19 protein-coding genes are annotated in these 22,945 nt (G+C 38.9%); 15 read left to right on the top strand and 4 right to left on the bottom strand.

Going from position 1 to position 22,945, the window contains the following annotated elements:
- Window positions 1-504: 504 nt before the first annotated feature.
- The 5 genes from QMA08_RS19680 (at window position 505) to ihfA (ending at window position 6,299) form a co-directional block, all read left to right on the top strand.
- Window positions 505-1,560 (top strand): DUF2066 domain-containing protein, encoded by a 1,056-nt coding sequence (locus QMA08_RS19680; RefSeq protein ID WP_290175299.1) that lies wholly within the window; start codon window positions 505-507, stop codon window positions 1,558-1,560.
- A complete protein-coding gene (hda, locus tag QMA08_RS19685; protein ID WP_002960693.1) occupies window positions 1,560-2,270 on the top strand; it encodes a DnaA regulatory inactivator Hda in 711 nt (236 codons plus the stop codon). The genes QMA08_RS19680 and hda overlap by 1 nt, the downstream gene beginning before the upstream one ends.
- Before the next feature lie 343 nt (window positions 2,271-2,613).
- Window positions 2,614-3,594: a phenylalanine--tRNA ligase subunit alpha gene (gene pheS / locus QMA08_RS19690; protein ID WP_039486289.1), complete on the top strand. Its 981-nt coding sequence runs from the start codon at window positions 2,614-2,616 to the stop codon at window positions 3,592-3,594.
- A 15-nt stretch (window positions 3,595-3,609) separates the two neighbouring features.
- On the top strand, window positions 3,610-5,997 hold the full coding sequence (gene pheT / locus QMA08_RS19695) for a phenylalanine--tRNA ligase subunit beta (protein WP_002960691.1): 2,388 nt from the start codon (window positions 3,610-3,612) through the stop codon (window positions 5,995-5,997).
- A gap of 2 nt (window positions 5,998-5,999) precedes the next feature.
- On the top strand, window positions 6,000-6,299 hold the full coding sequence (gene ihfA / locus QMA08_RS19700) for an integration host factor subunit alpha (protein ID WP_002960690.1): 300 nt from the start codon (window positions 6,000-6,002) through the stop codon (window positions 6,297-6,299).
- 239 nt (window positions 6,300-6,538) lie between these two features.
- Here the strand turns inward: ihfA and QMA08_RS19705 are convergent, their stop codons facing one another.
- Window positions 6,539-7,339, bottom strand: coding sequence for a DUF2989 domain-containing protein (locus tag QMA08_RS19705; protein ID WP_193226254.1), 801 nt, complete (start codon window positions 7,337-7,339; stop codon window positions 6,539-6,541).
- A gap of 174 nt (window positions 7,340-7,513) precedes the next feature.
- On the opposite strand from QMA08_RS19705, the gene QMA08_RS19710 reads away from it, so the two are divergent.
- The 10 genes from QMA08_RS19710 to ccoG all read left to right on the top strand — a co-directional run bounded on the left by QMA08_RS19710 (window position 7,514) and on the right by ccoG (window position 20,632).
- On the top strand, window positions 7,514-8,956 hold the full coding sequence (locus tag QMA08_RS19710) for a glyceraldehyde-3-phosphate dehydrogenase (protein ID WP_002960684.1): 1,443 nt from the start codon (window positions 7,514-7,516) through the stop codon (window positions 8,954-8,956).
- Between the two features lie 183 nt (window positions 8,957-9,139).
- Window positions 9,140-10,267 (top strand): M14-type cytosolic carboxypeptidase, encoded by a 1,128-nt coding sequence (locus tag QMA08_RS19715; protein ID WP_290175300.1) that lies wholly within the window; start codon window positions 9,140-9,142, stop codon window positions 10,265-10,267.
- A 378-nt stretch (window positions 10,268-10,645) separates the two neighbouring features.
- Window positions 10,646-12,148, top strand: coding sequence for an alanine/glycine:cation symporter family protein (locus tag QMA08_RS19720; RefSeq protein WP_039486316.1), 1,503 nt, complete (start codon window positions 10,646-10,648; stop codon window positions 12,146-12,148).
- Window positions 12,149-12,287: 139 nt separating this feature from the next.
- On the top strand, window positions 12,288-12,614 hold the full coding sequence (locus QMA08_RS19725) for a hypothetical protein (RefSeq protein ID WP_002960680.1): 327 nt from the start codon (window positions 12,288-12,290) through the stop codon (window positions 12,612-12,614).
- Window position 12,615: 1 nt separating this feature from the next.
- Complete coding sequence (locus QMA08_RS19730; protein WP_007378333.1) at window positions 12,616-12,897, top strand: DUF1315 family protein; 282 nt, start codon at window positions 12,616-12,618, stop codon at window positions 12,895-12,897.
- A complete protein-coding gene (locus tag QMA08_RS19735; protein ID WP_290175301.1) occupies window positions 12,887-15,568 on the top strand; it encodes a DUF349 domain-containing protein in 2,682 nt (893 codons plus the stop codon). The genes QMA08_RS19730 and QMA08_RS19735 overlap by 11 nt, the downstream gene beginning before the upstream one ends.
- A 95-nt stretch (window positions 15,569-15,663) precedes the next feature.
- Window positions 15,664-16,218 (top strand): DUF1439 domain-containing protein, encoded by a 555-nt coding sequence (locus tag QMA08_RS19740; RefSeq protein WP_002960677.1) that lies wholly within the window; start codon window positions 15,664-15,666, stop codon window positions 16,216-16,218.
- Between the two features lie 68 nt (window positions 16,219-16,286).
- Entirely contained in the window at window positions 16,287-17,591 is a 1,305-nt protein-coding gene (locus tag QMA08_RS19745) for an AarF/ABC1/UbiB kinase family protein (protein ID WP_272451925.1), read from the top strand.
- Window positions 17,592-17,685: 94 nt separating this feature from the next.
- Window positions 17,686-19,104 (top strand): sigma 54-interacting transcriptional regulator, encoded by a 1,419-nt coding sequence (locus QMA08_RS19750; RefSeq protein ID WP_290175302.1) that lies wholly within the window; start codon window positions 17,686-17,688, stop codon window positions 19,102-19,104.
- A gap of 145 nt (window positions 19,105-19,249) precedes the next feature.
- Window positions 19,250-20,632, top strand: coding sequence for a cytochrome c oxidase accessory protein CcoG (gene ccoG, locus QMA08_RS19755; protein ID WP_290175303.1), 1,383 nt, complete (start codon window positions 19,250-19,252; stop codon window positions 20,630-20,632).
- A gap of 42 nt (window positions 20,633-20,674) precedes the next feature.
- Here the strand turns inward: ccoG and QMA08_RS19760 are convergent, their stop codons facing one another.
- The 3 genes from QMA08_RS19760 to QMA08_RS19770 all read right to left on the bottom strand — a co-directional run bounded on the left by QMA08_RS19760 (window position 20,675) and on the right by QMA08_RS19770 (window position 22,925).
- Window positions 20,675-21,085: a hypothetical protein gene (locus QMA08_RS19760; protein ID WP_290175304.1), complete on the bottom strand. Its 411-nt coding sequence runs from the start codon at window positions 21,083-21,085 to the stop codon at window positions 20,675-20,677.
- Window positions 21,086-21,158: 73 nt separating this feature from the next.
- Complete coding sequence (locus QMA08_RS19765; protein ID WP_182671832.1) at window positions 21,159-22,073, bottom strand: M14 family metallocarboxypeptidase; 915 nt, start codon at window positions 22,071-22,073, stop codon at window positions 21,159-21,161.
- 114 nt (window positions 22,074-22,187) lie between these two features.
- Entirely contained in the window at window positions 22,188-22,925 is a 738-nt protein-coding gene (locus QMA08_RS19770) for a hypothetical protein (RefSeq protein ID WP_290175305.1), read from the bottom strand.
- Window positions 22,926-22,945: the final 20 nt, after the last annotated feature.

Here is a 22,945-nt window from a genome sequence, read left to right on the forward strand (position 1 = left end):
CGAAGGCGAGCCCCGGCCAACGATAGTGTAGCATTTGCTATGTGAAAGTAGGACATTACCAGGCTTCAAATAAGAGAAACCCGTTACAGCAATGTGACGGTTTTTGCTGTCTGGGATTTAGTAAAGAGCCCATGCCGAACTCAGTAGTGAAACGAAACAGCTCGCAGGCGAGCCCCGGCCAACGATAGTGTAGCATTTGCTATGTGACTTTCTACCGCTGTGGGCACTACGACATCCCAGGCTTCAAATTGTAGAGAGCCCGACTAGAAATAGTCGGGCTTTTTTACGTCTGCAGAAAAGTGAAATGTGCGTAATTAACACACACTCACACCAACACCCATCACGTAGGTCGTTCGAGCGTAGCGACTCCTGACGTTAATTTAATCTTTTTTAATTTTTATAAAAGCTAATTACTTTCATTTCCTTAGATAACAAATTTAATTTTGCTTTGTTACTGTCTTTGATTTAGGATCAAATCAGTTTAAAACCAAGAACTAACAGCCTGTGTATAGATTATTAATTAGCGCCATATCCATTTTATTTTGTTTTTCTGTGTCGGCAGTTGAAGTAACTGATCTATATCAAGATATTTTAAAAGTGGATGACAAAACACGAGATACTCGATTAGCTGCGAGTCGTAAAGCTTTGCTTAATGTTTTAGTGAAAGTAAGCGGTGATGAAACGGCGGATCAAAATAAATTAGCGCAGCAACGTACTAAAGATATTTCTGATTATATGCTTAAGTTTGAATATGACGAGAGAGCAAATGGACAATTGAAACTCGTTGTTAAATTTGAAGCTCGAAAGATCAACGCGCTAATCAAAGAGTTAAACTTACCTTTATGGGGAGTACAACGTCCATTAGTCGCAATATGGTTAGGTATTGAAGACAATTGGCGCAGAGAATTAGTAACACAAGAAAGTTATCCGCAGTTAGAGCAGTTAATTTATGACAAAGCAGGGCGTCGTGGTTTACCTGTCGTTGTTCCATTACTTGATTTACAAGATCGACGTCTAGTAGGTATTCCTGAGGTGTGGGGTAACTTTTCAGAACCAGTAGAAGAGGCCTCTAGACGCTACAGTGCTGAGCGAAGTATTACAGCTAGAATGTATAAAGAAGCAGATAGCCAAAATTGGATTTTGGATTGGCGTTTTACTAATGATGATCAATTTGATTCAAATCGATTAACCGGTGATAAGCAGCAAATAGTTAGCCAGATGATTGACACCTTAGCACGAGGCCTTGCAAGCGAGTATGCAATTGATCCAAATGCTTATTATGAACAAGCAACTGCTACGCTCACGCTAAAAGGCACACAAAGTTTTGTTGATATAGAATTAGCGAAACGAAGATTATTGAGCCTAAGTGTTGTTACGCAAGTCAAAATTGTTCGTAAAACACCGGAATTTGTTGAATTTAAACTAAACCATACTGGTAACTTGAGTGATCTTAAAAAAGGGTTAGGGCTAGACTCTTCATTTAAAGATTATGAGGATCCACGCGCATTTTATCATGTTGTTGATAAAAATAGCCTAGAGTATCAATGGGTAACACCATAATGCTAATGTCTGAGCCGATGCAAATGGCACTACCGGTTACTTTACCGGATGACGAAACATTTGCATCGTATTTTGGGGGAGAAGACTCTTTGGAGGTTAATCACCTAAAAGATAGCTTTTCCAAATTAGCAAAAACGTTTCAGTATACATACCTATGTGGTTTAGGTGATTCGGGCAAGTCTCACCTTTTATATGCAACCTGTATTAAAGCTCAAGAGCGTGGCTTATCTAATATGCTGCTGTCTATGCGCGAAGTAATTGACTTTGGACCTATGGTATTAGACGGTTTAGAAGCGCTTGATGTTCTATGTATTGATGACGTGCATTTAGTTGCAGGGAATGATGCGTGGGAAAAAGCACTATTTAACTTTTTTAACCGGTTTAACGAACCCGGTAAAATGTTAGTAGTAACTGCTGATTTACTTCCTAGCATGCTCAATATATCTCTGCCTGATTTAGAGTCTCGTTTAACGTGGGGAACAACCTTTCAAATTCGTTCTATGAGTGATGACGATAAAGCACAAGCACTCGTTAAGCGCGCTCACATGCGCGGCCTTGAATTAAGTGATGAGTGTGCACGCTTTTTATTAACCCGTTTAAGCCGTGATATGCGAGCTTTATTAGATGTACTCGACAAATTAGATCATGCATCTATGGCTGCACAGCGAAAATTAACTATTCCTTTTATAAAATCAACGTTAAAGCTGTAGTAGGTCTAGAATCTAGACCCTGCTTTCAGTTATCATAAGCTATTATCAGAGCGTGTTTACCTTTCCTGATTGGAATTTGTTTAACTTAAGGGTGCTTTAATCGCGTCGTGAGGACATTAGCATAGTTTTTATATGTAAAACCCGAACAACAAAGAGAGTAGCCTTCAAGATAAACACTTCAAACAACACGTGTTTGGTCTTTATTTAGCGTTATTGCATGACTGATGTAGAAACTACAGCCCAATGCCTAACCTTATTTATTTGCCAATCACACAGTTGAAAGCAATCTTGAAAGGCCAACACGCTCTTAAGCAATCACCTTCTGTGAAAGATCAGGTATCGAATGAACTTAGAAAACATATTAGCGCAAGCACTTGAGGCGGTAGCCAGTGCCAGTGAAATAGCGCAGTTAGAAGATATCAGGGTTAATTACCTTGGTAAAAAAGGCGAAATCACTAGCTTACTTAAAACGTTAGGTAAAATAGCACCTGAAGAACGTAAAGAAGCAGGCCAAGTTATAAACCAAGCTAAACAAGATGTGCAAGTTGCTATTAACGAAAAGCGTGAATTGCTTGCAAGTAAAGCACTTGAAGAAAAGCTAGCTGCTGAAACTATAGATGTAACTCTACCAGGGCGTGTTATGCCTACCGGCGGTTTACACCCAGTTACGCGCACTATTGAGCGTATAGAAAGCTTTTTTGGTGAGTTAGGTTTTGAAGTTAAATCTGGTCCAGAAATCGAAGACGATTTTCATAACTTTGATGCGCTAAATATTCCAGAGCATCATCCAGCACGTGCTGATCACGATACCTTTTATTTCAATCCTAAATTAGTACTACGCACACAAACCAGTGGCGTGCAAATTCGTACTATGGAAACTGAGCAGCCACCACTGCGCATTATTTCACCTGGACGTGTATACCGTAACGATTACGACCAAACACATACACCAATGTTCCACCAGGTTGAAGGTTTAATGGTTGATACCGATGTTAGCTTTACTGAGTTGAAAGGTATTTTGCATGATTTTTTACGTAACTTCTTTGAAGAAGATATGGAAATTCGTTTCCGTCCTTCATTCTTCCCGTTTACAGAACCTTCAGCTGAAGTAGATGTTATGGGTAAAGACGGTAAGTGGTTAGAAGTACTAGGCTGCGGCATGGTACATCCAAATGTACTTAAGTCTGTGGGTATTGACCCAGAAAAATACACCGGCTTTGCCTTTGGCATGGGTGTAGAGCGTTTAACAATGTTGCGCTATGGCGTAAACGATTTGCGTGCATTTTTCGAAAATGACTTAAAATTCCTGAACCAGTTCCGTTAAGAGTGAAACAATAAAATGAAATTTAGTGAAAAGTGGTTAAGAGAGTGGGTTAATCCTGCTATTGATACGCAAGCTCTTTCGGAACAGCTTTCAATGGCTGGTCTAGAAGTTGATGGTGTTGAGCCTGCTGCTGCCAAATTTAATGGCGTAGTTGTTGGTGAAGTTGTTGAATGTGGTCAACACCCTGATGCAGATAAACTGCGTGTTACCAAAATTAACGTAGGTGGCGATGAGCTACTTGATATCGTGTGTGGTGCACCAAATTGTCGTTTAGGTATTAAAGTTGCTGTTGCAACTGTGGGCGCTGTACTTCCTGGTGACTTTAAAATTAAAAAAGCCAAACTACGCGGCCAACCTTCAAACGGAATGCTATGTGCTTTTGTTGAGCTAGGTATTAGCGAAGAAGGCGACGGCATTATGGAATTGCCAAGCGATGCACCAGTAGGCACTGATTTACGTGACTATCTAGGTCTTGATGACAATATTATTGATGTTGACTTAACACCAAATCGTGGTGATTGTTTAGGCATTAAAGGCCTTGCTCGTGAAGTAGGTGTTTTAAATAGCATTGACGTAAATGTATTAGATATCCCAGCGGTTACGCCAACAATTGATGACAAAGTATCAATTGAGCTAGTTAACGAAGATGCATGTCCTCGTTACCTTGGCCGTGTGATAAAAGGCATTAACCTTGATGCTGAAACACCACTTTGGATGGTTGAAAAATTACGTCGTAGTGGCGTACGTTCTATCGATCCTGTAGTTGATGTTACTAACTATGTATTACTTGAACTTGGTCACCCAATGCACGCGTTTGATTTAAATGCGATTGAAGGTGGTATTAAAGTTCGTAGTGCAAACGCAGGCGAAGAACTTGTTTTATTAGACGGTAATACCGCTAAATTAAACGACACAACACTTGTGATAGCCGATCATAATAAAGCACTTGCAATTGCAGGTATTTTTGGTGGTGAGCAATCAGGTGTTACAGATAAAACATCTGATATATTACTTGAAAGCGCATTTTTTAATCCTGTTGCAATCGCAGGGCAAGCACGTAGCTACGGTTTGCACACTGATGCTTCACACCGTTATGAACGCGGTGTTGATTTTGCTCTACAACACGATGCAATGGAACGTGCAACAGCACTTCTTCTCGAGATTGTAGGTGGTCAAGCAGGTCCAGTTGTTGAAGCTGTAGCGGCTGATAAACTACCAAAAGTGACTGAAGTACGTCTTCGTCGTGCACGTTTAGACCGTGTTATTGGTCATCATATTGAAGATGCTAAAGTAACAGATATTCTTACGCGTTTAGGTCTTGATGTTAAAGTAGAAAATGAAAGCTGGAGTGCGGACGTACCAAGCTACCGTTTTGATATTCGCATCGAAGAAGATTTAATTGAAGAAGTAGCACGTGTTTACGGTTACAACAGCATTCCAAATGTTGCACCAACTGCAAAACTTAAAATGACGACACATAACGAAGCAACTATTGCGCTTAGCAAGTTCCGCAATACGTTAGTGACTCGTGGTTACCAAGAAGCAATTACATACAGCTTTGTAGACCCTAAAGCACAAGCTATTTTACACCCAGAGTGTAAAGCAATGGTATTACCGCATCCTATTTCAATTGAAATGTCAGCAATGCGTGTAAGTTTAATGCCCGGTTTATTAGCGTCTGTAGCTTATAACCAAAATCGCCAACAGCCTCGTATTCGTTTATTCGAACATGGTCTTAAATTTATAAGCGACGAAAGTGCAGAAAACGGTGTTTACCAAGTGCCGGTTATTGGCGGTGTTATAACAGGCCTTGTAAATGGCGAGCATTGGGTTGAAGAAAAACGTAATGTTGATTTTTACGATTTAAAAGGTGATGTTGAAGCCTTACTTGCAATTACCAATGACATTACTCGCTTTGAAATTAAAGCCGAGCAGTCAGATGGACTTCACCCTGGTCAATCAGCAGTAATATATGTTGATGGTAAAAAGGTTGGTTTTTTTGGTGCTTTACATCCTCAAGCTCAAAAGTCGTTAGATATCAACAACGCAACTTTTGTTTTTGAAATTGAAATGTCAGCAATAGAAAAAAGAAATTTACCGCAAGCAGAAGGGGTGTCTAAATTCCCTTCAAATCGCCGCGACATCGCGATTTTAGTGGCAGACAGCGTTAAATCTGGCGACATTTTAAGCGTGATCGAAAAAGTTGGCGGAAATCAATTGGTTGACCTAAACTTATTCGATGTGTATAAGGGCAAAGGTATTGAGCCAAATTATAAGAGTTTGGCGATTGCTCTAACACTGCAAGCGGTTGATAGAACACTCGAAGAGAAAGATATCAATCTAGTAGTTGATAACGTGGTGGCCGAATTGGCCGAACAGTTTAATGCATCGTTGAGGGACTAGATATGGCGCTTACTAAAGCCGACATAGCTGAACACCTATTTGAAAAGCTCGGGATCAATAAAAAAGATGCCAAAGATTTAGTTGAAGCGTTTTTTGAAGAAATCCGCTCAGCGCTAGAAAAAGGCGAGCAGGTTAAGCTCTCTGGATTTGGTAACTTTGATCTTCGAGACAAAAAAGAAAGACCAGGCCGCAACCCGAAAACAGGCGAAGATATTCCTATTTCGGCACGTCGCGTGGTGACTTTTCGACCAGGTCAAAAGCTTAAAACCCGCGTAGAAGTGGGCACAAGCAAAGCAAAATAAAAAAAGGCAGCGTAAGCTGCCTTTTTATTTGCCTGAATAACCTAGTTATTAAATTATACCAACCTGCATAAATCTTTGATCAATTTAACGAATTAAATAGCACTATAACGTCGTTAAAATATTTTTATCTAGAACAACTAGATACAAAAGTTTTTGCCTAGTTCTAGCGTAATTTTCTTAACGTTAAATAGACCCCATACATAAGCAGATTGGTATTAGGTTATTTTTGCGATTATAAATTAAAACTCTCGAGGAGATACAAAATCACCTGCCATTATTTGCTGAAATGTTTGCTCTGCAAGTACATCTAGGCTATCTAAGCTTTTACCATTTGCGACTAATTTCTGCTCAATTTCAAATACATCAATATTTTCAATCCCCGACATTTTCGCTACTTTAGAAAATATATATGCGTGCTTAAACTTATCATGTTTATAAAAAAGACTAATAAGTGATGTATACACTTCCGGATTCGGTATGTTGTCTTTTTTATTGAGCTCTAGAGTTTTATAAAGTAAATCAATGGTTTTTTCATCATCAAATTTAATATAGTACGATGCTAAAAAAAATTGCATTTCGGCACTTTGCGTTACACTTTTATCATTTTCTATAGCCAATAATTTAGTCAACGCACTTTGGTTGTTATTTCGTGACCATTGGTAGTAGAGCAAACCTGGGTGGTTTGTATTTTGGGTATCTTGATATAACCGAGTCATTTCTTTAATACTCGTTAATTGACCATCAATACGTGACGTTTTTTTAGCTTTTAACTTAATATGTTCAATTTTAGCGGCCAAAGTTATGCATTGGTTATAAGATTCAAAGTCCTTGAGTAATTGGTATTTATTTTCATCAGTAGGGTCTTTGTATTCTATGTAGCGTTTGATAATTACATCAGAACGCTCATCCTTGCAGTGACTGTCTTTGTTTAAGTCGCTACAAAAGCCAGGTGTTTCTTTGCACACTTGTGCGAGTGTTAACGGCTCTTCACACCCTGCCAATGTTAGCAAACCCAATAGTACACTTGCTTTTTTAAGCATTCCTTAACCCCAAATGAATATTTACTTTGTTATTCTAACGCAATCATTTAACGCCTAACAGTAGAGAATAACTTCAGTTTAAATTAGAATAGCCCTGCCTGAAGTGCATTACTCTCAAAATATAGTGCATTTTTAAAGGCTATCCGTTCAAAATGATAAACTTAGGTAAATAAAATGACCTCATCTCACGAGTTAGAATACACAAATAGTTGGCAAGAGCGCCAAGATTACGCAGAAAGCATGCAACCAATCATTGGTAAGCTTTACCGTAATCGTGGTATCGAAATCGCTGTATATGGCCGTCCTCTCGTAAATGCCAGTACTATCGATATTATCAAATCTCACAAAACCGTTGCTCAGTTTGAAGGCACTAAATTACGTTTGCGCGAAAGCTTCCCATTTTTAGAAGCTATCAGCAAAATGGAATTAAACTCAGCACGTATTGATATTGGTAAGCTTGCATATAGTTATTTGTTCACTGAAGCCGCAAAAGGTCGTTCAGTAGAAGAGTTTGTAAAAGATGAACTTGCAGAAATAACAGACTCACCAGCGAAAGAGCCACGCGATGTAGTATTGTATGGTTTTGGTCGTATCGGTCGTTTATTAGCGCGTTTATTAATTGAAAAATCAGGTCCATATTCAGATTTACGTTTGCGCGCTATTGTTGTGCGTGGTGGTAAAGATGGGGATCTTGAAAAGCGTGCAAGCTTACTGCGTCGTGATTCAATTCACGGTCCATTCAATGGCTCAATCACTATTGATAAAGAACGCAATGCAATTAAAGCTAACGGTAGCTACATTCAAGTTATTTACGCTAACTCTCCTAGCGAAATTGATTACACTCAATACGGTATCGACAATGCATTAATTGTTGATAACACTGGTATTTGGAAAGACGAAGCGGGCCTTGGCCAGCATCTAGAGTGTAAGGGCGCTGCAAAAGTTTTATTAACAGCTCCTGCAAAAGGCAATATCAAAAACATCGTATATGGTGTTAATAACAAAGATATATTACCTGAGGATAAAATTGTTTGTGCAGCAAGCTGTACAACTAATGCAATTACACCAACGCTTAAAGCACTAAACGATAAGTTTGGTATCAATAATGGCCATGTTGAAACTGTACACTCGTACACGAACGATCAAAACCTTATTGATAACTACCACAAAGCAGAGCGCCGTGGCCGTGCCGCAGCACTTAATATGGTAATTACTGAAACAGGTGCTGCAAAAGCGGTTTCAAAAGCATTACCAGAGCTTGAGGGCAAGTTAACAGGTAACGCAATCCGCGTACCTACACCTAATGTGTCGCTAGCTATTTTAAATCTTAACTTAGCAACAAGCACATCAGTTGAAGAGCTAAACGCATTTTTACGCGATACAGCACTTCATTCAGACTTACGTGATCAAATTGATTACACTGCATCAACGGAAATTGTATCTACCGATTTAGTAGGTAGCCGTTACGCAGGTGTTGTTGATTCACAAGCAACAATTGTTGAAGATAACCGTATTGTTTTATATGTATGGTACGACAATGAATTTGGTTACAGCTGCCAAGTAGTTCGTTGTATGCGCGATATGGCCGAAGTGTCATTCCCAAGCTTACCTCGCTAATTTATTTGCAGTGACTTAAAAGCCAGCATGTTGCTGGCTTTTTTGGTCGTGTATTATTTTTAAAGCGTATGCCTTGTGATAGGCTTTAATTAATAAAATGCACATTCGTTTTACTATTTATAAAATAATGTCAGTTCTGTGAATTAATAAGCAGATAAACTTATTCAACCTAAAGGTTTTTTCATGAAAATCAGCAGCAATTTCGACAGTGGTAATATCAAAGTTATTGAAGCCACCGATCCTTTAAATATTCAATTAGAAATTAATAAAGATCACCAGTCTGAATTTTATCAGTGGTTTCACTTTCGTCTTGAAACAACACCTTACCAATTGCATAAGTTAGATATTAATGAGCTTGATAAATCAGCTTACCCAGATGGTTGGGAAGGGTATCAAGCCGTTGCATCATATGACCGCCAAACATGGTTTCGTGTACCATCAAGCTATGAAAATGGCACATTAAGCTTTGAAATTGAACCAGAGTGCGGCAGCGTATATTTTGCTTACTTTGCACCATACAGTTACGACCGCCATTTAGATCTATTATCTTGGGCACAAAGCCAAGGCGCTTGCCAATTAATAACGCTTGGTGAAACACTCGATGGTCGCGATATGAGTGTGCTTAAAATTGGTGAGCCAAGTGAAGACAAGAAAACCATTTGGATCACAGCACGTCAACACCCAGGTGAAACAATGGCGCAGTGGTATGTTGAAGGTCTACTGCACAAACTTCTTGATGACGAAGACCCACATGCAGCTGCGCTCTTATCAAAAGCAGTATTTTACGTTGTGCCAAATATGAATCCAGACGGTAGCGCACGCGGACATCTTCGTACTAACGCTAAAGGTGTTAACTTAAACCGTGAATGGCAAACACCCAGCATGGAAAATAGCCCTGAGGTTTACTTAGTGCTTAATAAAATGCGCGAAGCTGGCTTAGATATGCACTTAGACATACACGGCGATGAAGCTATCCCATATAACTTTGTGGCAGGCAGTGAAGGTATTCCAAGTTACGATGAACGCTTAAAAGGCTTAGAAGATAGCTTTAAAGCTGCGCTTTTAACTATTACACCAGAGTTTCAAGATGAGCATGGCTATCCAAAAGATGAGCCAGGTCAAGCTAACCTAACGGTAGGTTCATCAGCTACGGCTGAAGAATTCAAAGCATTAACGTACACAATTGAAATGCCATTTAAAGACAACAACGATTTACCTGATCCAGATTATGGCTGGTCAGATCGTCGTTCGTATCAATTTGGTCAAGATACATTAGCGGCTATTGTTAATGTTGTTGATGATTTAAGATAAAACGCTTATCTAAAAGGGTATCAATAGTTTTGATACCCTTTTTGCTTTTAATAAAACCCTTTGTATAAAAAAAAATAATCATATAGCAGCTTTATTCTTAAAACGTTTTCAACGCTTCTTCGCTGCGTATCATCACCGTATCGGTACAAATCAATCTACTTTCATTTAAATACTACAGATGTAGTGCCTTTCGCCAAGTGTGTAATTATATATTTTGAAAATTAAGTGTTAACAAAGTTAGGTTACTTAAGTTAAGATTAATTAAATCATGAGTCGGGACGGGAGAGGTAAAACCTTATTTCGTAAAGCTTATGTAGCGTAGTAGCTAAAGCAGAGTCTCGTAATTAAAAATAATAAATATAACTATAGAGGATATCCATGGAAGCTTTTGTAAGTGCTGTTAATGATGTTGTTTGGAGTGATGCACTCATCTATTTATGCCTAGGCGCAGGCTTGTTTTATTCAGTATTAACTCGATTTGCTCAAGTTAGACATTTTAAAGAAATGTGTAAGTTATTATTTAGTCCTAACACGTCTGATAAAGGTATCTCATCTTTTCAAGCCCTTGCAGTATCGTTATCTGGACGAGTAGGCGTTGGTAATATTGCTGGTGTTGCTGCCGCTATCGGCTTTGGTGGACCAGGCGCAATTTTTTGGATGTGGGTTGTTGCATTTTTAGGTGCAAGTACTGCATACGCAGAGTCTACTTTAGGCCAAATTTATAAAACAGAAGAAGATGGGCAATACCGTGGTGGCCCAGCGTACTATTTTGACCGTTGTTTAGGGCAAAAGTGGCTAGCTGTTTTATTTGCTGTTTCGGCGATTATTGCCTGTGGTGTTTTTCTACCTGGCGTGCAAGCAAATGCAGTAGGTAATGCGTTTACCCAAGTGTTTGGCAATGGCAACATGGTTACTACTAGCTTTGGTGACGTAGGTAGCTTTAAGTTAGTCGCTTTAGCAATCATCCTTATTGTTTTAGCGTTTATTATTTTTGGCGGTATAAAGCGTATTGCAAACTTTACGCAAGTAGTAGTGCCATTTATGGCGCTTGGTTACATAGTACTGGCATTAATCGTAGTATTTTTAAATTTAGATAAAGTAGCTGATATATTCTATTTAATTATTAGTGATGCATTTACTGCGCAGGCTGGTTTTGGTGCTGCTATTGGTTGGGGCGTAAAGCGTGGTATATATTCTAATGAAGCTGGCCAAGGTAGTGGGCCTCATGCTGCAGCTGCTGCAGAGGTTGATCACCCAGCTCAACAGGGGTTAGTACAAGCTTTTTCGGTTTATGTTGATACCATTTTTGTATGTACTGCAACAGCATTAATGATTTTAATAACGCAGCAATATAATGTTGTGGGTGATTTACCAGCAGGACAGTTTATTGTACAAAATGTAGATGCAGCCACTGAAGTAGGCTCAGCAGCCTTTACTCAAATGGCTTTATTTAGTGTATTTGGCAGCTTTGGACAAGCATTTGTCGGTATTGCATTATTCTTCTTTGCCTTTACCACAATACTTGCTTATTACTTCATTGCAGAGACAAATATTGCTTACTTAAATCGTTACTTTAAAGGCAATATCCCGCTTGTCCTTGTGAAATTTGTGATTATGTTCATGGTTGCATACGGTATGGTTAATAATTCAGGTTATATCTGGACTATTGGAGATATTGGCGTTGGCTTAATGGCTTGGATTAACATATTGGGTATTTTAGCTATTTTCTTTGTAGCTAAGCCAGCTTTGTTATGTTTGAGCGATTATGAGGATCAGAAGAAAAAAGGCGGAAAAATCACATTTGATCCAGTTAAATTAGGGATTAAAAACGCCTCGTTTTGGGAAAAGCGTCTAGAGAAACAGTCAAAAGACGCTGAGTAATTAAACTTAGTGGGCAACTTAGAAAATTATAGCCCCTAAATCAGTTGTTGGTTTGAATTCAAAAAAGACAACGAGAAATAAAACAAGTACAATAAAGGCGCCGAAAGGCGCTTTTTTTATGCGTAGTATGGAGAGAAGTATGGCGATTATTCGTTGCCCAAAATGTGCAAAATCAATTTCAGATAAACATAAGCAATGTCCGCATTGCGAAAGCAACATTGCAGAGCTAAACGACGAGCAAGTTTTACAACTTCAGCGCGAACAGCGAATTAAAAAAAAGCAGATGTTTATAAATCACTCCTTTTTGGCGCTTATCTTATTTTTAGGTGGTTTTTTCTGCTTGTACTTTTTACAACCGCAAGAAGAAACACTTCAGTGGTATGCTTACACTGCTGCAATAGGCATAGGCTGTATCTGGTACCTTATAAATCGTATTATTTTAGTGACTCTAAAAAAGAAAAAATGACATGAACATCGACAATCTTGTACAAAATATTACTCCCGAGTTATTCGAACGCTTACAATACGGTGCTTCTACTGGCAAGTGGCCAGACGGTACCGTTTTATCAGATGAACAAAAGCAACAAACAGTGCAGTTGGTTATGTTGTATCAAGCAAAGGTGGCTCAATCAAACGAGCAATTTACGATTGGTGCTAATGGTGAAATGATCCAAAAGACAAAAGCTCAACTACAAAAAGAATTCAAATCAGACAACGAAATAGCTAGGTTTAGTGAACATGATCTTTAAGCACCTTTTTACACCTAAGTGGAAACACCCAAAGCAACAAGTACGCCTTGATGCTATCGAAAAATTAGACATTGAACGTGATGCAACCATATTAAACACGTTAGCACTTGAAGATAGCTCAGCTGAAATTCGCCGTAAAGCGCTGCAAAAGGTAAATAATTTGCCGCTATGGTGGAAAGCGTATAAACAAGATCAAGCATTAAAAGATATAGCAGAGCTGCAAATATCTAATGCTGTTTTAAATAGCGAAAGTACACTAACAGCGCAAATCAAAAGTGAATACATAGAGCGTTTTGCACCTGTTAAAACACTCGAAAAGTTAGCATTTGCAGAAAAAGAACTGCAAGTACGCGTTAAATTATTAAAACGTTTAGCAAATCCAAAATTAGTAGAAAAAGCATTTAAAGAAGGTAGCGAAGAGCTACAAACTCAGTTAGTTGAACTTGTTATTACCCATCAACTAATTAAGCCATTAGTAAAACATGCCAAAGGTGATGCAAAAACAGCACTTGAAACGCATATTGAAAATGAGCGTTTAGCAATTGAAATGCCACTTCAGGTTGAAAGTGCAACACGTGTTATTTTAGCTAAGTTAAATGCTTTACGTGAAAAAACAGATTTTGGTGTTGTAAATTCACAAGCCGGCGAATTAATGGCCCAGTGGCAAGCACTTGAGCTCAAATGGCTAAGTGATGAACGTGTAAAGCTGCTTGATGAAAAATATATTTCTATTACTACTAAGTTAGATGCACACATTGAACAGCTAAAAGCGGTACATGACAAAGAGCAGCAGCAATTAGCGCAACAACAGCGTCAATTATTAGCACTTGCAACACTTGAAGCTTTAGGTGAAGAAATCGAAAATGCCTTACAGCTTGGTCTTGAAACTCCAGAGCAAATTCAACAAGATTGGCTTGATGCAAAAGTAGCGCAAGCTAAGCAAGCTATTAGCGAAACAGAACTTGCTAATAATGCACAATCAAAACTCGCTGTAAGCAAGTTAGAAAAACTATTTACTCAAGTTGCTAAGTTACCCGAGCTAACAACGGCTATTAAAGAGTACAAACTCGCTTTTGCAGCATTATGCGAAATTAAGCCAGCAGAAGATTTAGCACAATACGATTCAACTCTAACTGAATTTAATAATGGCTTTAAAGCAGCGCGTAATCATTTGAATATATTAGATGGCGCACTGCAAAGTACCTTTAAAACACAGTTAAATGGGCATAAAAAGCAATTTTTAGCACCAATGAATGAGCTAGTTAAGCCACTTGAAAAAAACCAAAGCCAAGCAAAGCGCAAAGCTCGTGATGTTAAGCGCCTAATTGAAGAAGGTCGTTTTAATGTTGCTTTTGGCGTGTTTAAAGGCTTTGAAGAGTTATTTAATACACTTACTGAGCAATATCAGCAGCCACTTGTGAATATAAAAGCAGACCTTGAAGCGCAACTTGCAGATGCGAAAGATTGGCAAAAATACGCTGCAGCACCAAAGCGTAAAGCTTTATTAGAAGAAGTAAGTGCATTAGTAAGCGAAGAGTGTACAGACCCACAACAACGCGCAGAGCAAGTAAAAGCGCTACGTAAACGCTGGAATGAGTTAGGTCGTTTAGATACAGATGAAGAAAAGCAACAAGGCGTGCAGTTTGATGAACAAATCGAGTTGTTATTTGCGCCTTGCCGTAGTTACTTCGCAGAGCAAGAAGTGCAACGCGAAGCATCAAAAGCACAACGTGAAAATATTATTAACGACATGCATGCGCTCCATTTACAGCCAACTGCTGAGGATGACTTTGATTGGAAACAATATGAAAGCCAATACAATCGTTTAAATAAAGCGTGGCGTAGTGTGGGTAAAGTTGACCCTAAAACATACCGTACACTAAACGATCGTTATAAAAATGAGCAACAACAAGTACTGGCTTTATTAAACGCATTTCATAAAAGTAATGCAGCACTTAAAAATGAGTTAGTAGAAAAAGCGCAGCAATTATCACAAAGCGATGATTTAGCCGCTGCGTGCCAAGAGTTGAAGCAAATGCAGCAGCAATGGCAAACCATTGGCTTTGCTGGTTTAAAAGCTGAAAATGCGTTATGGCAAAAGTTTCGTCAGTATAACGATGAAACATTTACCAAGCGTAGTAGTGAGTTTGAGCAGCAAAAACTCGAGCAAAACGAGTCAGATAAACAAGCAGTTGCAGAACTTGCTGAGCTTGAAGCAGCACTTAGTGATGTTAATCAAAGAGCGCAGTTGCACGACCTCGAAACAAAAGTGAAAGGGTACACGCAATTTAGATCGTTAGCGCCAAAGGTTACTAAGCTACTAGCTGCTATTGAAGACAAGCTTGCATTGCTTACAAGTAAATCTGAGCAAGCTAATTTAGATGCATTAATTACTGCACTTGAAAACAATGAAACGTTACCAAGTCAGTATCAAGCACCGCTTAAAACAACATTAAGTAAAGAGCAACTTATTACTCGCATGGAAATACTAGCGAACGTAAGTTCAACCGATAAGTCACTTAGAATGGCAGAACAAGTAGCCATGCTAGATGACAAACATCGTGGCGATCATGCTGATTTAAACTATTATTTAAAACAGTTATTAGCGCTCAGTGACGGTTCAGTTGAACCTGACACACTAACGCGACTTAAAGCAACACTTGCAGCTTAATAAAACCAGCATAATCTATGCTGGTTACTATTTTACTAAGCCGCTTTAATAGCGGCTTTTTTATGTATCACTAATTCATAAACAAAAGGGTTCTCATGAGAATTTTAGTTATTATTGCAGCGTTATTTTTAACTGCCTGTAATACCACGCAAGGCATATCAGTATATTCATTTACTAACTCTGAGGTTGAATCTGTACTGGGTAAGCAATTACCAAAGTTAAGTGAAAAAGTAAGCTTAATGGGTTTACCCGTTCAGTTTGATGTAAACGACTTAAGTGTCAACATTGGTCCTGATAACCGCGATGTTGTTGTGCTTGGTGCCGATTCGAGCGCTGAAATTAATGCATTCGCACTTAAATACCCTGTGCGTTTAAAGCTGCAAATTGAAGGTAGCCCATTTTACGACAGTGAGAAAAAAGCAGTGTTTTTACGTAATATTAAATTACTTGATTCGAGTGTAGATGCCGGCGGTTTTAAAGGTAATTTAGGTGCGCTTGATAGCCAAGCAATGGATGTTATTAATGCTTTTTTAGCGGTTAACCCAGTTTATACATTAAACATGGATGACCCTAAAATGATGCTACTTAGTAAACTTCCACTTGATATGAAGGTGGTTGAAGGCGCAATTAAGCTAGTACCTCGTCTATAAGTAGATCTACCTACTTACAATATACGTATTGATTAGCCTGACTTTCAGGCTAATTAGGTTTTAATATTATGGCGGCTCCTCGTACTGTTCCCACTTCTCGGCTTTCCCGTTTTGCAAAATTAGGCTCACTTGCCACAGGTGTTGCTACCAACATGTTAGTTGATGGTGCTAAGAGCGCGCTAACTGGTAAAGGTTGGGACAATAAAAGCTTACTACTACAACCTAAAAATATTGAAAAGCTAGCCACACAGCTATCTCATTTACGTGGCGCTGCAATGAAGCTCGGGCAATTACTTTCAATGGATGCCGGTGACTTACTCAGTCCTGAATTAGCTCAATTACTTGCTTTACTGCGCTCAGATGCCAACCCAATGCCTCATAAGCAACTTGTAGCGGTATTAAAAGAGCAATGGGGAGATGACTGGCTAGCGCGTTTTTCTCATATTGAATTAAGGCCTTTTGCTGCAGCTTCTATAGGGCAAGTTCATTTAGCTTATAAAGAAAATGGCGATCAGCTTGCTGTTAAAATTCAATATCCTGGTATTGCAAAAAGTGTAGTAAGTGATGTCGATAACGTTATTTCGTTATTAACGATATCTCGATTATTGCCAAAAGATCTTAATATTAAACCACTTATTGGTGAGGCTAAGGCGCAGTTATTAGCCGAGGCTGATTATAAGCGGGAGGCTCAGTACTTAATACGTTATAAAAATGCATTAGCAACTAATCCCCACTTTAAAGTACCCAACGTATATCCAGAGCACAGCACACAACAAGTGCTAACTATGGAGTATATAAAAGCAGAACCTATTGAGAGCATTACAGAGCTACCAGATAGTCAAAAAAGCTTTGTTGCAAAGCAACTGATTGATTTGTTTTTTAAAGAAATGTTTGAATTTAAATTAATTCAAACCGACCCTAACTTTGCCAACTTTCATTATCAGCTTGAGACCCAAAAAATTGTTTTATTTGATTTTGGTGCAACGCGAGAAATATCAACCGAGCTTAGCTTAGCGTACTTAGCCTTATTTAAAGCGGGTAGCGAAAACAACCGAGAAGGTGTACTTAAAGCGGCATCACACATAGGTTATTTTAAAAATGACTTAGTTGATGAGTATAAAAACAACGTCATTGATTTATTTTTAATGGCGTGCGAGCCGCTAAGAGTAAAAGGGGAATTTGATTTTAAAAATAGCGAACTCGCGCTCAAAATTAAAAATGCAGGGCTTGCCCTTAGTGCGCAATCTCAGCAATGGCATACACCGCCCGTTGATGCGTTATTTATTCACCGAAAACTTGCAGGACTTTACTTAATAGCCGCAAGGCTAGGTGTAAAAATAGATGTAAAAACGTTATTTAAGCACTATTTATAGCGTTTTAACTTACGCGTAAGTGCACTTTAAGTAATGAGTGCACTTAGCGTATAAAATTGCCATAATGCTCGCGATATTTCGCGAGGTGTATTTTATGATAAAACAATTTTTAAACGATCCTAAATTATTGCTAAACGCAGTAGGTGAGGGCATATACGGTTTTGACCTATCGGGTAATGCGGTATTTGTTAATCCTGCCGCTGAGCGCATGACAGGTTGGTGCGCTGAGGAGCTATTAGGTAAAAAAATACACCAATATCATCATAATACTCATGCTGATGGCACACCTTATCCCGCTGATGAATGCCAAATTTACTGTACCATGTTTGACGGAAAGCGTCGTGAAGTTAAAAATGAAGTTTTTTGGCGTAAAGATGGTAGCTCATTTGCAGTAGAATACACCTCAACACCGGTTTATCAAAATGATAAGTTAATTGGTGCTGTAGCGGTATTTCGCGATATATCACTGCAACAGCAAACACAAAATGCACTGCAAGAGGCACTTACTCAAGTAAAGCACTTAAGTGAGCAGCTAAAAGATGAAAACAACTACTTAATTGCAGAGCTCAACGAAGACTGGCAAGACTCAGGGCTAGTTGGACAAAGCCATATATTTCAAACCATGTTAGATCAAATAAAACTGGTAAGTGAAACCGACAGCACAGTGCTTATACTTGGCGAAAATGGCACGGGTAAAGAGTTGGTAGCCCGTAACTTGTATAGGCTGAGCAAACGTAGCGAACAGGCCTTTATAAAAGTAAATTGCGCTGCATTTACCCCGAGCTTGCTAGAGTCGGAATTGTTTGGCCATGAAAAGGGCGCGTTTACAGGTGCCAATGAGCGTCGTAAAGGGCGCTTTGAACTTGCTGATAAAGGCACCTTGTTTTTAGATGAGATAGCAGAGCTTCCACTTGAGGCGCAAAGTAAATTACTGAGAGTCCTGCAAGAACAAGAGTTTGAACGCGTGGGTGGCAGCAACACGCTAAAAGTAAACATTAGAGTAATTGCAGCGACTAATCGCGACTTGTGGGAAATGGTACAAAAAGGCACGTTTAGAATTGATTTGTATTATCGGCTCAATGTATTTCCTATAAAAGTACCCGCCCTTAAAGATCGAAAAGAAGATATTCCTTATTTATGCGCTAATTTGATTGCGCAGCTAAATAAACGGCTCGGGAAAAATTTAAAAGGGCTAAGTAAAAAAGCAATTACGCAGCTGCAGGCTTACGATTGGCCAGGCAATATTAGAGAGCTGCAAAATGTACTTGAACGCGAAGCTATTTTATCTAATCAAGCGGTACTTCAGCTAAGTCAGCCTTTGCAAGCGGGTGGTGAAGTAGTTATTAATCCTTCACTTACGCTCGATGAAGCGCAAAAGCAGCATATAACCTCAGTTCTCGCGTTATCGCACTGGCAAATATCGGGTGATAAAGGAGCGGCAGTTAAATTGGGCTTACCTGAGAGTACACTACGCTCAAAAATGCGAAAGTTAGGAATTGGTAAAAATTCGTGATATATCGCGAAGTACGCTTTATATCGCGAGGTTGGTTTTTATTCTTTGAAATAATTTCTTCAATATCAATGGATTAATTAAATTTTCAGCTTGGTCTGAAAGTTGCAAATGCTTGCGTAATACTCGTCATTATGAAGCAAGTACTATGAAGTTTGATATTAAAGAAGAAGACATGATCATTAAGCCCTATAACACCGAAGGGCCAATTTATATCCGCGAGCAAAAAGGATTTTTTCAGCGCATACGCCGTACTTTAGGTTGGCTGCTAATGCTAACTTTTATTGCAATACCGTGGATCCAATATAACGGTCAACAAGCTGTGCTGCTTGATGTGGCAACGCAAACCTTTACTATTTTTGGTTTAACACTCCTTCCTCAAGATTTTATGATTTTAGCCCTGCTATTTATGGCGGGAGCTTTTGCATTATTTTTTGTAACTAACTGGCTTGGTCGGGTTTGGTGTGGTTATACGTGCCCGCAAACAATATGGATGCTTATGTTTTCGTGGGTAGAGCAGCGCATTGAAGGCACGCGAAATCAGCGAATTAAATTAGATAAATCTCAGTGGACGCTAAGTACTTGGCGCAAAAAAATAACTAAGCACAGCGCGTGGATAGTTATTTCAGTTTTAACCGCCACCTCGTTTATGGCGTATTTTATTCCCGCAAAAAGTTTGTATATGGAAATGCTTACATTTGAATGGTCAGGTATTACGAGCTTTTGGGTGTTTTTATTCGCTTTTTGCACTTACGGTAATGCAGGGTTTTTACGCGAAAAAATGTGCACTATTGCTTGCCCTTATTCTCGTTTTCAGGCTGTTATGTTTGATAAAGATACGTTGCTTGTTACATATGATAACGAGCGAGGTGAAAGTCGTGGACCGCGTAAACGCAAAGCCGATCCAAAAGAGCTTAACTTAGGTGACTGTGTAGACTGTAACTTATGTGTAGAGGTTTGCCCGGCAGGTATAGACATTCGAAATGGGCTGCAATATGAATGTATAAACTGTGGCTTATGTATTGATGCTTGCGACGATACTATGGAGAAATTTGGTTATCAAAAAGGCTTAATTAAATACGCCAGTGAAAAACAAATGGAAGGTAAAAAAACCAATCCATTTAGATTAAAACTAATAGGATACGGCGCATTAACGGCTTTGTTAATAATTTCTATGTTTGCCTGGATGCTGCAACGCACACCAATAGAAGCCTCAGTACTACGCGATAGGAATGCGCTTTATAGAGTGAACTACGAGGGCCTGGTAGAAAACCCTTATACACTTACTATTATTAATAAAACGCAGCAAGCTCTGCATTACAGTATTGCCATAGAGGGCTTGCCAGAAGCAACACTCTCAAGTCCAAGTTCTACACTTATACAGCCAGGTGCAATGAAAAGAGTCCCCGTTACTGTAACAGCCGATGGTTACAATATTGCGCACAAAGTGAGTAAGTTACAATTTATAGTAACAGCGCAAGAAGATGCCAGCATTACTATAACCAAAGACAGTCAATTTTATAAAAATTAGTACAGTATATAAGCTCTATATAAACAACGACTTGAGCTTTACTTAGCTCAAGTCGTTGTTTAATTCATTTGAAATAAAATGCTTTGCCGATTCTAGATTATCAAAAAGACAATCTTTGAAAGAAACGTCTCTTTTGGCGTTTTGCATTATTCGTTGCATTTGGCTTATAGCGATAGGTGATGTAAGCACAAACGCGCTAATTAAACAGTTGTTTTGCTGCATGCTGTGGCTTATGGCTACCATTTCTTGCTCGGCCTGTGGGGTTGCAGCTACAACGTTTGATGAGTCACTTATATAACCCCATTTTTCGCCTTTAAATGATTGAATGGTTTCAAAAAGCGCTGTTTTAAAATTACTTAAAAGCTCAAGTTCTAGGTTTCCGCTAAATTGTGCAATAACTATGTTATTTTCAAGCGATAAATTAACGTGTCCGTTTTTATTTTTGTATTCCATTAATACCTCCTAAATTAGCTTTTTATCTAAATGTAGTTTAGCAGCCAAGAGGGTACAAGCGGCTGCAAACTTATTAAAGTGCTTTAATATAGTTAAGCGCGCTTTTAATAACGGCTACTTGCGCCAAAATACATTCTTCATCTGTGGCTGTTGGACTATCAGGGTATACCTCTGTTGTGGTTACATAGGGTGCATCTGTAAAGCCCATACACAAACCTAAATCGCGTGCTGCGTAATTAATAACGCCAAATTGCTCTTGAGGGACGCCTATTAGCTGGTTGTTTTCATCGCTCGGGGCAATGTGCGTGACCTTTGCCACATCTTCGATAATTACTTTTTGAAATTCAGGCTCAGGCTTATTGGTATCGGCCACTAAATAAAACCCATCAGGTATGTTCCAATTAGTGTTTGTTGTGCCTTCACGGGCAGCAAGTGCGGGTCTAAATTCACTGTTATCGCTATCCGTTGTTTCGTGTAAATCAATATGAGCAACTAAGTCTACATTGAGTGATTTTACAAACGCCATAATAGCTGCTGACTCTTGTGCTGGGCTGCCTTCGTAAAATGAGCGGTTAGGATCAATAGCATCAGGGTTCCAGCGGTTTATTGTTTCATATCCCCAAGGGCTAATGCAGGGCGCAACAACAATATTAAACTGCTCAGAGTGTTGCATAGCGGATGTTTTAGCAAATCTAAGTGCGCCATGTACGCCACTGGTTTCGTAGCCATGTACACCACCGGTGATTAAAACAGTTGGCTTATTGGCATTAAAGTTAGGCGTTTTTAATATATATAATGGGTAAGTACCAGCGGCGTAATTAAGCTCGCCGTACTGCTCTATATCTAAGGTGCTTTTAAGGTCATTAATTAGCGTTACGACTTCGTTTTGGTAACTGCGTTTAATGTTTTGGCGTGCTAACCACTGGGCTTTATCGTTGTTATTCCATTTTTTGCCTGGTGTGCCAATAGGGTATGTGCTGTTAGTCATAATAAACCTTTATATCAACTGTTATTTGTTCTCCTATAAATAAGGAGGGCAATTACAATTGGTAAAATTACTTAATAAAGGCGTAGCTTAACGCTGAGTAAATTAGCGTGCAAATTAAAACGTTAAAGTCATATTTTTAATAGCGCGTGATTGCTGGGCTTTAATATAACTTTGGTTTGCGAACTCACCCGAAATACTACCTACTCGTTCACGCTTTACACTAACGGTTAAACTACACGTTTTACTTTGATCTACTTGCGAGCTGCTAAACATATCTAAGCTTTGCAAATCTATTTCAAGGCGCGAAGTGCCAAGCGCAAAAAGCATTGATTGTAAAAGTGTTTCATTATTATTGTTAGTGCAGCTACTGCTAAGTTCTACTTGACTAGTACTATTGGGATCAGTGCCATCTAACTGAACTGTAAGGGGACTATTAATACTAAAAGTTTGGTTGTTACTCGGGGTTAAAATAATAAAATTTAAAGGTAGTTCCACACCTGAATTCGCATTTATGCCATCGTCTCGTTTAAATTTTATATCAAACTGTTGATTATCGTCAGTGGCATTTATATACGCTTGGTAATCAACGTCTAAAAAGTCGGTATCTTTTGTAAGTACAATAGCAGTGTTATTAACAACAGCTTGTAATGAGTCACTATCGCTTAAAACAATGTTTGAGCCATTAGCATCTCCCGCATTTAGTTCTGCGTTAACACGCGTGCGGTTACCGTCAGAAACCAGCTCAAAGCCTGCCCAAATTCCTTTTGTTTTTATTAAATTCGACTCTGTTTCTGATGTACATGCGCATAATGATAAAATTAAAGCAGTTGTGGTAATGCACTTTTTAAGCATGTTAGCTCCTTTTAACCACT

The sequence above is a fragment of the Pseudoalteromonas sp. APC 3355 genome (genome assembly GCF_030407615.1).
Taxonomy (GTDB): domain Bacteria; phylum Pseudomonadota; class Gammaproteobacteria; order Enterobacterales; family Alteromonadaceae; genus Pseudoalteromonas; species Pseudoalteromonas distincta.